The 11,792-nt window shown below is 62.0% G+C and carries 12 protein-coding genes; 5 read left to right on the top strand and 7 right to left on the bottom strand.

Going from position 1 to position 11,792, the window contains the following annotated elements; all coding sequences use genetic code 11:
* Positions 1-153: 153 nt before the first annotated feature.
* The gene (locus GO591_RS15250) at positions 154-501 is read left to right on the top strand and encodes a hypothetical protein (protein ID WP_157157605.1); all 348 of its coding nucleotides are present in this window, start codon (positions 154-156) and stop codon (positions 499-501) included.
* A 613-nt stretch (positions 502-1,114) separates the two neighbouring features.
* Here GO591_RS15250 and GO591_RS15245 read toward each other — a convergent pair.
* From GO591_RS15245 to GO591_RS15230, 4 genes are read right to left on the bottom strand one after another with little or no spacing between them, the layout of a single operon-like run.
* Complete coding sequence (locus tag GO591_RS15245; RefSeq protein ID WP_157157604.1) at positions 1,115-3,076, bottom strand: zinc-ribbon domain-containing protein; 1,962 nt, start codon at positions 3,074-3,076, stop codon at positions 1,115-1,117.
* On the bottom strand, positions 3,073-4,170 hold the full coding sequence (locus tag GO591_RS15240) for an ATP-binding protein (protein ID WP_157157603.1): 1,098 nt from the start codon (positions 4,168-4,170) through the stop codon (positions 3,073-3,075). Before GO591_RS15240 ends, GO591_RS15245 begins: the two co-directional genes overlap by 4 nt.
* Positions 4,160-6,079 carry a DDE-type integrase/transposase/recombinase gene (locus GO591_RS15235; RefSeq protein WP_157157602.1) on the bottom strand — a complete coding sequence of 640 codons (1,920 nt, stop codon included), beginning with the start codon at positions 6,077-6,079 and terminating at the stop codon, positions 4,160-4,162. Before GO591_RS15235 ends, GO591_RS15240 begins: the two co-directional genes overlap by 11 nt.
* On the bottom strand, positions 6,066-6,821 hold the full coding sequence (locus tag GO591_RS15230) for a TnsA-like heteromeric transposase endonuclease subunit (RefSeq protein WP_157157601.1): 756 nt from the start codon (positions 6,819-6,821) through the stop codon (positions 6,066-6,068). The genes GO591_RS15235 and GO591_RS15230 overlap by 14 nt, the downstream gene beginning before the upstream one ends.
* Positions 6,822-6,921: 100 nt before the next feature.
* Between GO591_RS15230 and GO591_RS15225 the strand changes: the two genes are divergently transcribed.
* Positions 6,922-7,317, top strand: a complete 396-nt coding sequence (locus tag GO591_RS15225) for a hypothetical protein (RefSeq protein WP_157157600.1) — start codon at positions 6,922-6,924, stop codon at positions 7,315-7,317.
* A 52-nt stretch (positions 7,318-7,369) separates the two neighbouring features.
* On the opposite strand, the gene GO591_RS15220 is transcribed toward GO591_RS15225, so the two are convergent.
* Positions 7,370-8,002 carry a hypothetical protein gene (locus tag GO591_RS15220; protein WP_157157599.1) on the bottom strand — a complete coding sequence of 211 codons (633 nt, stop codon included), beginning with the start codon at positions 8,000-8,002 and terminating at the stop codon, positions 7,370-7,372.
* Positions 7,995-8,312, bottom strand: coding sequence for a hypothetical protein (locus GO591_RS15825; protein WP_198295496.1), 318 nt, complete (start codon positions 8,310-8,312; stop codon positions 7,995-7,997). Before GO591_RS15825 ends, GO591_RS15220 begins: the two co-directional genes overlap by 8 nt.
* A 160-nt stretch (positions 8,313-8,472) precedes the next feature.
* Between GO591_RS15825 and GO591_RS15210 the strand changes: the two genes are divergently transcribed.
* From GO591_RS15210 to GO591_RS15200, 3 genes are all read left to right on the top strand, one after another.
* On the top strand, positions 8,473-9,075 hold the full coding sequence (locus GO591_RS15210) for a helicase associated domain-containing protein (RefSeq protein WP_157157597.1): 603 nt from the start codon (positions 8,473-8,475) through the stop codon (positions 9,073-9,075).
* Positions 9,076-9,303: 228 nt separating this feature from the next.
* Positions 9,304-10,203 carry a metallophosphoesterase family protein gene (locus tag GO591_RS15205; protein WP_157157596.1) on the top strand — a complete coding sequence of 300 codons (900 nt, stop codon included), beginning with the start codon at positions 9,304-9,306 and terminating at the stop codon, positions 10,201-10,203.
* Positions 10,203-10,580, top strand: a complete 378-nt coding sequence (locus GO591_RS15200; protein ID WP_157157595.1) for a hypothetical protein — start codon at positions 10,203-10,205, stop codon at positions 10,578-10,580. The genes GO591_RS15205 and GO591_RS15200 overlap by 1 nt, the downstream gene beginning before the upstream one ends.
* Before the next feature lie 264 nt (positions 10,581-10,844).
* On the opposite strand, the gene GO591_RS15195 is transcribed toward GO591_RS15200, so the two are convergent.
* Positions 10,845-11,792, bottom strand: a complete 948-nt coding sequence (locus GO591_RS15195) for a LysR family transcriptional regulator (RefSeq protein ID WP_157157594.1) — start codon at positions 11,790-11,792, stop codon at positions 10,845-10,847.

Here is an 11,792-nt window from a genome sequence, read left to right as displayed (position 1 = left end):
GCTTCGACCTTGACTGGTTAGGCCAGCTCAGATCAGACTGCACTCGGACGACAGCCAAGTGGATTATTGGGCGCGAGGCGGCGATCTAGCCACGGATCAAGGGACGAGATGCATAGAAAGCCGAATCTCCGCCGGTTAAGCAGGGTCGCCGTCTTGGCTGCCGTCTTATGTCTGATCCCGGTCGTGTGGCAGCTGGCGTTCTCGGAGCGGGACGGTTCGTCAACGTGTGAACGCTACCCGCTGCCAGAAGGCACCATCATCAGCGAGAGCGCGGAATTGGCCGTTACGGGCGAAGTGACATTGCTGCCGCCGCAACTTATTTGCAGCTATCCGGTCGGGGACCCCGCCAGCCCGACGCACGTGATCGTCTCCCACGATCACGGGGCTGTATGGATCACGGCATCCGCGTGCCTTTTCATCGTCGCGGCAGCGGCGCGCTTGCGGGAAGGCCGGCGGTTAGCGGACCGACGCAACGACGCTTCTGCCCGCGAAAGCGCGTAGGTCTCGCGGGTCCGGAGCGGCTGAGCGTGACCGAGTGACGGACCGTTAGCGGGCGGTCCGTGGCCGTCGATACACGCACCATGGTGGTCCGATAGGGCGATCTTCATTGCTTGGCGAGCAGAGACGGCACGAGTGCACGAGTGCAACCAAGGCTGTAGGAAAGCCCGACCTCACCGACAATCCCGCAAGACCCGCCCGCTGAAATGCCCGGTTGACGAGCCTCAACCGCGACGCGCCGGGGGCGGGGCTGTTGAACGCTCAACGGAAACTATCCTGCGTTACGAAAGCTATCCTTGCGTTCCGAAATCTAGGTTTGCGATCAACACGACGGGTAAACGTGCGTGTAAACCACCGTTTTTGCTCACTTAGTCCGACTTTGCGTGAGACAAGTCCAGCTATGAGAGAGAAGGAACAAACACTTGGCGAACGACAACTGGTGTGAATTATTTGCCAGAGTGACACTTCTGTACCGTCGAAATCCGCGTAAACACTGAAGTGCCATCTATCGCCCGCGGCATCTTTTCTCTCAAACAATGTGGCACTTGTTTGCGCGGGAATGCAAAGAACGCCGACGGGACATGAAGTCCCATCGGCGTTAGATGTGGTTTGAGTACTACGTTCGGTTCAAGATGCGCTCCGCGGGAGAGCACTTGATGCAACCGTTGGACTTGCGCCGGTGCGGAACGCTTTGCTGTTCCTCATGCCGGTTGGTGAGGCAGCGCCACCAGTACTTGGTTGTTCCAGCGATGAGACGGCCCGGCTCTTTGAGCCCATTCAGGTAGGGGTGCCATTCCTCGGACAGAACAGGGTCTGTTGTGCCGAGGTCGTTCACGTTTGGGACGAGCTCCCGTCGGGAGCAAACCTTGCACTTGTATCCGGCTACTCTCCGCTCAATGCGCATGCGGTATCCGTGCCCGAAGGGACAAAGCCAAGCCATCTCGTCTCGGGAACCGCGCGAGTAGTCAGCCGGCGTGTGGGCACCGTTCCAAGTCGGATGCCACTCGGCCGCCAGCTCAGGATGAGTCACTGCCAGGTTTGTCTTGGAGGCTCTCGTCCGTGCTCTCGCGCAGCTGTCGCACCCGTGTCCGTGGGTCCTGTCCCATATCTTCATGAGGAAGATGTGCTGCTCCTTGCAGAGCCACAGCACCTGCTTGTCACTCCCCGCTCCAACCGATGTCGGCGGAATCAGCGCGAGCCAGCTCGGGTGCCATTCCGCTACCAGTTCTGGATGGGTACTGGTGATGTCGTTGACGCCGGGGATGATTAGTCTCCCGAGGCACACGGGACACTTCGAACGTCCAGCGGTTCGATTCGATGGGGTCGCAGGGTAGAGATGACCGGCGGAGGGGCAACGCCATATGTATTGCGTTTTCGAGCTGGCGGTGACGTCTTCGGCGGTTAGGCCGCCATTCTGGTCGACCGCGAGCTCCCGTCCGACATCGCTATGCGTCGTTGCGAGGTCGTTGTAGCCCGGCTGAACTATTCGGTTGTTGCAGACCGGGCACCGCGGCGCTTCTTGCGGCGTCACTTGGTAGGGGCCGGTCGAGTCGGTTTCGAATTGGTGACCCATGGTGCAGATGGCGAGGGCCGCACGCCGTCGGACCGTCCGCATTGCGGGGCCGAGAGTGACTCGTTGTCCGGTTTCGATGCCGAACAGCACTGCACTCAGGTCAGTGTCACCGCTGGCGGCGAGGTAGTTCGCGAACGGTTCAAGGTCCGCCACGCGAGCGCTGAACCCTTCGACGATGTGCCTGTGCAGGGGAAGGTCATGCGGCCACGCGAGCGTGAATGGTTCGCCGCTGATGATGCTGTGGCGAACGGCGAACACCGTGGGACGCGCATGAAGCCACACTGCCCGCGTCACCGAAGCAGAAGCGAACCCCAGCGCGTCGGCCACCACTTCGCCGAGCCGCTGGTACGCGTCTGCGAACGGCACGGCCGGGTCGAAGAACCGCTTAGCGAACGACTCACCGGTGATTACTCGTGCCAGCGCGATGACTGTCGGAAAGGTCGAGGAATCGGTCGCAGGCGAGTCCGGCGTTGACATTGCAGTCGACACGGTGGCAGTCAGCATCTTGAACAGACGGACGTCCAAGAGGCGCCTGCGCCGGAGTTTTCGGAACTGCAACGCAGCCTCGACGTGCCCCTGTCCCACCGAGTGCTGTGCTTCAACGTCGGTATCCAAACCGACCCAGCGGGAGTGGCGAACACACACGAGCTCGTCGAAGTGCGGGTGCTGCTCGATGGGCTCCCCCTGTGAGCACAGAGTGCACATCCAGCGGTTCGTCAGACCAGCGGAACACTGTTCGCAGTTTTCGCCATCTGAATGGGTGAGCCATGCAGTGCGGTCGCCGACCAAGTAACGCACCGCGCGCTTGGTCTTCATCCGAAGTACTTCCAACCAGGCTTCCGCCCGCTCGGCCCGCTTCATCGATGTCGTGACTAGTCCGGTCAAGTAGGTCCGGTGTTCTGGCGTGTCGAAGTTGGCGCGGAGGAGTCGCTGCGTGTAGCTCTCGACCGTTTCCCGGTGGCGGGGGCGAACGTCGAATGGATAGAGCCGTTCGAGGATGTTCATGCGTACGCCAGCCCCTTCGTGATGTTCTCGACCGACATTGGGTCTGCTTTCCGCTTGATGCGTGCCCGGCGAGCTGTTTCGGCGGCGAAGTCGAGCACGCGTGTGTCTAGAAGTGCTTTGTCGAGGCGCTCCTCCGTTATGTGAGGGTTTCGGATGACATGTTGGGCGGTCCCGGTCAGCAGGCTCGACAGGCTGCTGATGTTTCCGTTGGTTCGTTCCCACAGATACGTCGCCATCTCCAACAACGCGTCCGGCTCTTGATGGCGGAGGGTGAGATTGCGGGCGAAGCCTTCGACAACTCCGTTCCACACTGCTTTGCTCTGGGGGTTCCCGATGCTGTACCTGTGCATTTCGAGGATGGAGAACCGACCGGCCACCTGTTGGCCGAGCGGTCCGTCGAGAAGCTTTCCCTCGGTCGTCAGCTTCACGCCCGCGTACATGAAGGTGGCGGGCAGGTCGTCGTGGAGTTCCTTCAGAATCTGCACCGTCTCGCCCGTGGCGACGGTACTTCGGGACAGGTTATGGAGTTCATCAACAACGACCAGTTGGGTGCCAGCGTCGTTCAGCGCTTGGGTCACACGGCCCCGCAGGCTCGTCATCGAATCGCCTGGACGATAGGTGAGCCCCAAGAAGTCGGCGAACCCGACCATCAATGCTTTCCCCGTCGACGAGGTGGGAACTTCGACGTAGACGACTGGGATTCGGTTGTGCCGCTCGAAGTCCGGGAACACCCGCTTGTAGTCGGCATAAACCCACTTCATAAGCTTCTTAGCGATGGTGGTCTTGCCCACCGTGCCCTCTCCGCTGAGCATGGTGCCGGTGTTGCCCGTGTTGTTCGCATGGTTGTTCTCGAAGCAGTCGAAGAGCATACGGCGCGCCTCGGAGTAGTACCCGGTCCTCAGGAAGATGCCGCCGGAGAGGTAGGCGGCGCGGGCGTCGTCATACTCGTTGCGAGCTGCATCGCTCAACTTCCTGTACGCGCTATCACTCAGAGCTTCAGGCATGACCGGCTCAGCTGACTTGAGGTAGTTGGTCAGCGGCTCCAGGCGGTCGATGCGGCCGGGACGGTTGTCGGTGTGGAATTTAATAGGCATAGGGGCTCTCCTCGATATCGATGTTGGTAATGCGGACGATTGGGATGTCCGCCGCAGTTGGTTCGTCGCTTTCAGACGTAGCCGCTGCTGGGTTGTGCATCGGGGTGCCGTTCGTGACGGCGTTGACTACAGCGACGTCGTCGCGCTCGGAGGCGACGCTGGGATTGTCGGGTTCGTCGTCGAATCCGGCTGGCTGGGCCATCAGCTCCATATCGCGGAGCGGGCAGGCAATCCAGGTGTTGTCGGGTCCGGCGACCCACACGGTCTGCCGGTTGTAGGGGTCATATTTGACGGCCCACTTCCCCTTGTGTGCGGTCAGGTTCGACTTCGTTCCGCGCAAGGGATGGATTTCGACCGAGTCGTACTTGAGACTGTTCACCTGAACGCCCACGCTCTGAATGCGGACGTACTTGGTCGGCAGCAGGTCGATGTAGTCGTCCGCGGCGATGGGAATATGAAGGTTGCCGGTGACCGCCGCGGCCTGGGCGAATGCCTGATTCGGGGACAGCTTGATGCTGGGGTTGCGCTGGTCGCGCAATGAACTGTGTGGACGGTTCTGCCAATCGCGGACCACCCAGTCGTCGAACAGCTCGAACAGTGTGTGCAGGTCGAGCAGGTTCTCTTTTTCGACCTTGAATCCGCGGTGTTCCGGGGAACGACCGACGTATCCCGGGCGGTACTGCGAGAACAGCGTGTTGATGGAGCCGAAGGTCCGCTCAACGATGCCCTTGTCCGTTGGGGTGTGAGGAGCGGACAGGACCGTGGACACGCCGTACTTCCGCGTTGCGGCTTTGAAGACCTCGCTGAGGAAGTCCTTACCGTTGTCCATCATGATTCGACGCGGGTGGATGTACGGCCGCTGACGGTCCAACGCTGCGCGTTCCTCCGGGCTCATCAGGCTGCACTGGCTGTTCGCCGCTTGGAGGGCCTGACGGAACAGTGACTTGTCGGGTCGATTCTGGGCAGGGGTCAGCGCTTGTGCGAGCAGGGTGACGTGGTCAACGCCCTTTGCTGCCTTCAACCGCATCGTGTAGGCGACGATGCTGCGGGTCGCGACGTCCATCATGATGGTCAGCGTCGGTCGCGCTGGCTTTTCAGGGTTGCTGGTGCGGACCAGCACGTCCAGCACGGTTGAGTCGATTTGCATTTGGGCTCCTGGGAGGATTTCGGTTTGAGTGGTCATGGTCCTTCTCGGTCGGTTGGCGGTGGAGCGCCGCGTCTTGGCGCTCCCGGTGGTGTACTTCCCCGCTGTGAGAGCGGTGAGATGGCGATACAGGGTGGAATCGTGCGGGAGCATCGCGTCGGCTTCGTCCGCTCCGAACCGGTGGCGAAGCTCGCCCTTGGCCTCCGCGATGATTCGGGACTGCGTTCCGGTTGAGCGGTTGGTCTGGCGCTCGATGCTCACGCAAAGTGCGTCGCGCACCCGAGGGTCCAAATTGCCGAGGGTGCCGTGGTCGCGAAGCGCGCGGCCGTCGATGACACCGACGTCCCCGAGCTGACGGAACTTCTGCAGCTTGCGCATCACCGTGCGGCGAGACGCCTTGATGTTGGCCCGTTGCAGTTCGAGGACCTTCTCGGCGATGCGTTCATCCTGTGTGCGCTTGTCGATGTCGTACTCGGGTCGCCGTTCGTTGGTGATGGGATGGATGCCGGTGGTGAGCTCGCGGAGGTGGATGGCCCAGGTGTTGCCGGCGTCGACCTGCTTGTCCGTGACCTCGGCGTACAGGTGCAGGGGCTTGGGCAGTGCTGGAGTGAGTCCGACGACGCGACGCGACAGTTCGGCCGTGTCCATGTCGATGTACTGGTTGTCGGCGAGGCGACGCAACCGCACGATGTTGTCGCGGCGGTCAACGTACTGGTGGTCGCCATCGGTGAGCTGGATGACTTCGGCGGTGTTAAGCGTGGGCATTAGTGTTCCGTTCAATCAGGGTGCGGTCGGAGAGTCGTTGGGTGAGGTCGAGCCGAAGTTCGCGGTTCCACACGAGGTGGTAAAGAGCGGCACGCGCGTCGGGTAGCCGTGCCTGTTGGAGCAGCTCGGCCGCTGCCTTCAACGGAAGCGGCTCGGTCAGAGCCGCGGTCAGCTGCGCGGTTCGCTCGGCTCCGGGGTGGTAGCCATGGTGTTTGAACGCGCTAATCCAGTTCAGGTTCACGCGGACCTGATTCGGCAGTTCCGAGTGGACTTCGTACTCCCAGCCGATACGGGCGCACAAAGCGCGCGTCTTCGCGAACTGCAGTTGGACTTTCTCGGTGATGAGCTCTTTCGGTTTCACGTCGTAGACGACCTGGCTGTAGTCGCCATGCAGGGCGAAGAAGTCGGGGAAGTGGACCGAGCCATCAGCGAACGTCATCTTCATTGGCTGCGCTGCGATGGCGACGATGTCGCAATGCATATCGAGCCACGCCAACGTCGTGGCCTCAAGCAGCGACTCGTGCTCGACAAGCGCCCCGGTCTGAGCGAAGTAGTGGTGCCCGTGGTAGTTCCGTTGGCGCGGGTACCTGTTCCCGGTCCGAATCGGAGAAGCGAGATAGAGCTCGTCAAGCAGGAGCGCGGGGCTGGCTGCTTTCGCTCTCAGACCCGTGACGGGGGATTTCCATTGCAGGGATGCGGAGCGTGCGGCGGCCTCTGCGGCCTGTGTAAGTGAGTTGTTCATGCTCTACCTGTGGGCGACAGAGTGCTGCCGCTGCAGAACGGAGCTTTTAGCTCCACTAAAGGAGCAATTAGCCCCAATTTCTCGTAGAATTGCTCGAAGCATGTCCACTCCCCGCTATAGACCCCGCGACTACGCCTTCGATGACTTCACCTTCGGATCCAGCGAAGCGCTCCACTGGAAGACGCCCGCCTACCCCGGGGAGGCCGTCCTGATCCGCGCTGCCCAGTTGCAACACCTTTACGCGACCCGCATCAGGCGGGCCGCGATCCTGAGATTCGGCTCTGTTCGGGCATACGCCGCTGCGGTCGGCGACTCGGTCAACCGAGTATCCAGAGTTCTGCGCGGAACCGCCGTAATGCGACTGGAAGACATTGCCCGCGCGGAGTCCGTACTCGGAGACATCACCGGCGTCGAACTCAAGGTGCTGCCGCCCCCAACCACGTGGGTGGGGACTAACTCGCTTACCCGCCTCGACGGACGCGCCGCGCCGGGCTAGGGACGTGTCAGCTTCGGAGATGCGCCGTCTTGGCATGCGATGACCGCCCGATCTATTCCGCGAGCGGCTCGATCATCAGCACACGGGTGGTCGCACGAGTCGTGAAGGCGACAGCACGCGGGTGCCCCAGCGGTTCCAGCCTGAACACGGCCGACTCGCCCACGACTAGGCGGATGACCCGCAACATCTTCACCCATTCGAAGTCGCGTCGAAGGCATGCGGACTCCGGCGCATCAGGTCCTTGAGGTGACGGCTCGGATGGAAGGCGCCGGAGGCGCATGGCGTCGAAGTCAATCTCGTAGCGGGAGCCGCTGACGGTGTGCACTCGCACCGAGCCCCGGCGGCGTGCGGGTTCGGTTGGCTCGTCATCAGGTTCACTCGGACGGCGAACCGGCGCGAGAAACGCCTCGATTCCGCGGAACAGCTGATCGTCGGGCACGCCCGTGCGAACCCGGATGGACGGCATTGGCATGTCGCCGACGACGGAGGTGAAGGCTGCGGCGTACCCATCCTTCTCGCGTGTAACGATCACCTCGCGCCGAAGGTTCAGCGGGTCGCTTTGGCGGAGGAATGTCACTGCCGCCACCCCCGTGGTGGTGATCAGCTCGGCGGCTTGTGCCCAGGAGGCCAGCGGCTCGGGGTCACCGGCGCCGATCCGATAGAAGATGCCGCTGGCGTTAGTCATGAGCGCGCTCGCTGATGCGCTCGATCTGCTGGATCTCGCCGGAGATCTGCCAGTAGTAGTCGATTTCGAAATCGTCCGGGTGCATCGTCCACCTGCCTCGTTCGCCCACCTGGCAGGCGCCGATGCTGCGAATCGGTCGTTTGACGTCATTGACCGTGGGCGCCGCATTCGGTCCCGGAACCCGCTCAACCGTGGCCATGTCGAGATCGAAGTGATACTCAGAATGCAGTGTGACGACCCGCCATCGGCCGCCTTCGCCGCCTGTAAGTTCTGCGACCTCGCCGTTGCCCGTTGATCGTGAAGTGCCCATGATTCCTCCCTGACAGTTCGCCGGGCGGGATCCGGGGCCTCCGACCGTAGCGATGAGAGCTCGTGCTGTCTTCCCGTGCAGGAAGACAGATCCGACGCGAATCGTGCCGCGCATAGACCGTTCGACGCTGCGCACGGTGCGCGCGTCGGAAGGGAACACGATGTCCGGCACCACGCCGCTGGGCCGTCTGCACGCCAAGTATGCCGAGATCAGTCTTCGAGACGATCGCGATCTCACCCCGGATGACCGACGATCGCTCCTCTACTACCGGGCCGACATCACCCCGGAGCAAAGCTCGATGGAATCGGGGTCTGGCCCTGCCCTATGGGTGCGGCGGATCCGGGAGCTCGATGCCTTCGTTGCCCGCGCGGGGCGGATGCCCCGCGAGAACAACAGGCTTCCTCGTGCGCATATCTCGGTCGCTGAACGTCGCGCGGCAGCCTGGGTGCGCGACCAGCGGAAAGCCATCGGGCTTCAGCAGCTCGTTTCGTACCAGATTGAACGGCTCGATTGCGTCCCCGGATATAGCCACTCTCCACTCGACGAACGATGGAACGCGAGGCGCGACACCTACCGCGACTTCACCGTCACGCGCGGGCATGCGCCCGCTTACCGCAGCATCGATCAAGCTGAGCGGAGTCTCGCGGCGTGGGCGGACAAGCAGCGCATGTACTACTGGAAGAAGACCCTGCCCGATCGTCGCGTCAGGAGCCTTGAGCAACTACCAACTTGGACCTGGGGCAGCCGGCCGCCGACCCAATAGCGTCTTCCCGCACGGGTAGTGGGCGTCTCACGCGGCCGGTAGCTTTCAGCGCTACAGGCCGCGTGAGACGCCCATCCCACCGATTCATACCGCAGCATCTCTCTTCTCAACGAATGTCTTCCTGCACGGGGCGCGACATAACGCGACATCCAACTAGCGTGACACGCAGTCCCGCGGTCGGTCGTTACCGGAACGATCCGCAGGTCAGACGAGTCGCCGGAGGAATTCATGACATCCATGCCGTACGCGATGCAAACGTTTGGGACTGTCCCAAGAATTGGTTTCGTCGGCGATACCCACGGCAACCTCGGACACCTGCTTGCGGCCTCCCGCCTGTTCAAATCTCATGGCATCGCGGTCGTCACGGTGCTCGGCGACTTCGGTTTCGTCTGGCCTGGCGTTGATTGGGGGCGTGACCTCGACAAGCTGGAGAGACGCCTCGCCGACCAGCAGCAGACGCTGTTCTTCGTCGATGGAAATCACGACTGGCACCCGCGCTTGCGCGAGTTCGATCAAGGCGAGGATGGCATCCGTTGGGTCCGAAGCAACGTCGGCTACGTCCCCCGCGGTTACAGGGTGCGCCTTGCCTCCGGCAGCACCTTGGCCGCCCTGGGTGGCGCGAACTCGATCGACCGCGAGCACCGCGTATCGCCCGCTGCCGCAGGCAGACACGCCAACGCCGCGAGCTGGTGGCCGGAGGAATCAATCACCGACGTGGACCTCGACGTTCTCGGAACAGATTCCGCCGATGTTCTCATCGCACACGATGCGCCCCTGCATGTGCCCGCGTTGGACGCCATGCTTGCCCGCACCGACCGCTACTGGAGCCCCGAAGGGCGGGCATACGCGGCCGCCGGCCGGAGGAAATTCCATGAAGGATTCCTCCGCGTACGTCCACGCGTCAGTCTGAGTGGGCACTACCACTACCCGGTGGACGAAACGGTGACATATGACGCGGACCCGAAGTTCAGCTGCCGTGTCGTGGTTCTCGACATGGCGGCCGGTGACTCACGCTCCGCTAGTCAGGCCATCCTCGACGTGGCCACACTCGACGTCCAGATCCTGAACCTCAACGGCCACGCCGTGCGTATTTCCGACTCAACTCCGTCAGGGTCGGGGGCTGATTAATGTACGAGACGCCGGCCCAGTTCTGGGACAGGAAAGTTGGCCCGTTCTATACGACCGGGGGAGTCGCGCGACTGCTCCACACCTCGGTTGAAGACGTCATCACACATACAAAGAGCCGGGATCTCCTCGCGGTCCCACTCGCGGATGGCCACCTGGTGTACCCAAGCTTCCAGTTCGAGGAAACCCCTCTCCCCGAGCTCAGTGCCGTACTCGACACCCTCGATCCAGCTCGCTTGGATAGCTGGACCATCGCCGCATGGCTCGTTTCCAAGCACGATATCTTCAATGGCTCATCGCCCGCGGAACTCATGCGCAGCGGCCACGTGGCAGTAGTCCTGCAGGAGTCGGCCCTTATCGCCGAGGCCATGAGGTACTAACCCGAGGCCATGAGGTACTAACCCGAGGACCTGAGCTATCCGCGGCTGCCCAGCGCGGTGTTCCAATTCAGTCCGAGCGGCGAACCGCTTCCGCATCTAGCCGAGGTGCTCACACTGATCGACCCGGAACGCCGATTCGCGTGGACAGTCGCCCAATGGCTCGTAACCCCAAGCGAGGTTCTCGACGGTCACGCACCGGTGGAACTACTCCGCTCCGGGAATCCCGACCGCGTACTTACGATGCCCGAGACATAGGGCAAGGTATCAGCGGACCGTAGAAGCCGGCCTGGCGATCCGAGCGTAATTTTGCCGGACAAACTCCTGAACCTTCACCGTCGTACGGCTCAGGGTCCTTCCCTCCATGCGAAATATCGCGACGTCGTTGACCATGTAGGCCGCGTCAATGGCCGGAATCTCAAGATTCACGAAGACATCAGTTGCGGTTTGGAACGCTCCGAACAGAACGAGGTCGGATTTTGCAGCGGACTCGTAGAACATTCCGAGCACGTCGTACTCGATGTTCGGCTGGTAGCAGGCCCGTCGAGCAGTGTCTGGAACACGGCTGATCGTCTCTTTGAACCCATGGCCAGCCACCTTGGGGAAGTGTTTGAGCTCGAATGGATCGAGTTCGGCGCTACCGGCGAGTGGGTGCTCGCGGCGCACGATCGCGTTTGGGATGGTCTTGTCCAGCCAGTCCACTTCGATGCCCGGAGATACGCCTCCCTCTGGGAACCTTGCTAGGAAGAAGTCAATCTCACCGGTGAGTAACTGACGTTCCAGGATCTGAGGAATCTCGGTGCGGACATCGACCGACATCCCCAAGAGTTCCGTCTCGAACTCAGCCATCATTTTCGGCAGGATGTGCATGGCCGCGATTGGGCCGATGCCGAAGGCGACCCGACCTCCGGAGCCCTTGGCCGTTGCCCGCATTGAGTCCTCGGCTGCCTTCCCCCGGGCAAGTAATTCATCAGCAATTCGAAGGGCATCCACCCCTGCCGATGTCAATGTGACGCCTGACCGGGACCGGTCAAGCAGGCGAAGGCTCAGCGACTTCTCTAACGATTGGATGCTGCGCGTGAGTGCCGATTGGGACAGGGCCAGCTCGTCGGCGGCATGCGTGTAGTTCAGTGTGCGAGCGAGCACCGCGAAGTGATTGAGCTTATTCAGGTCCAGCATGGCGTCCTCATGAGTCAATTGCATCACATCCGCCAT

The organism is Diaminobutyricimonas sp. LJ205, from assembly GCF_009755725.1.
Lineage (GTDB): Bacteria > Actinomycetota > Actinomycetes > Actinomycetales > Microbacteriaceae > Ruicaihuangia.
Note: the sequence above shows the minus strand (reverse complement) of the source record. Positions and strands in the feature narration are given on the sequence as shown.

Excerpts from the sequence above, each read along its gene's own strand:
- GO591_RS15235 (WP_157157602.1), bottom strand. The coding sequence starts at position 6,079 with ATGCCCACGCTTAACACCGCCGAAGTCATCCAGCTCACCGATGGCGAC.
- GO591_RS15825 (WP_198295496.1), bottom strand. The coding sequence starts at position 8,312 with ATGGGCACTTCACGATCAACGGGCAACGGCGAGGTCGCAGAACTTACA.
- GO591_RS15195 (WP_157157594.1), bottom strand. The coding sequence starts at position 11,792 with ATGGCGGATGTGATGCAATTGACTCATGAGGACGCCATGCTGGACCTG.
- GO591_RS15220 (WP_157157599.1), bottom strand. The coding sequence starts at position 8,002 with ATGACTAACGCCAGCGGCATCTTCTATCGGATCGGCGCCGGTGACCCC.
- GO591_RS15205 (WP_157157596.1), top strand. The coding sequence starts at position 9,304 with ATGACATCCATGCCGTACGCGATGCAAACGTTTGGGACTGTCCCAAGA.
- GO591_RS15240 (WP_157157603.1), bottom strand. The coding sequence starts at position 4,170 with ATGCCTATTAAATTCCACACCGACAACCGTCCCGGCCGCATCGACCGC.
- GO591_RS15225 (WP_157157600.1), top strand. The coding sequence starts at position 6,922 with ATGTCCACTCCCCGCTATAGACCCCGCGACTACGCCTTCGATGACTTC.
- GO591_RS15245 (WP_157157604.1), bottom strand. The coding sequence starts at position 3,076 with ATGAACATCCTCGAACGGCTCTATCCATTCGACGTTCGCCCCCGCCAC.
- GO591_RS15230 (WP_157157601.1), bottom strand. The coding sequence starts at position 6,821 with ATGAACAACTCACTTACACAGGCCGCAGAGGCCGCCGCACGCTCCGCA.
- GO591_RS15200 (WP_157157595.1), top strand. The coding sequence starts at position 10,203 with ATGTACGAGACGCCGGCCCAGTTCTGGGACAGGAAAGTTGGCCCGTTC.
- GO591_RS15210 (WP_157157597.1), top strand. The coding sequence starts at position 8,473 with ATGTCCGGCACCACGCCGCTGGGCCGTCTGCACGCCAAGTATGCCGAG.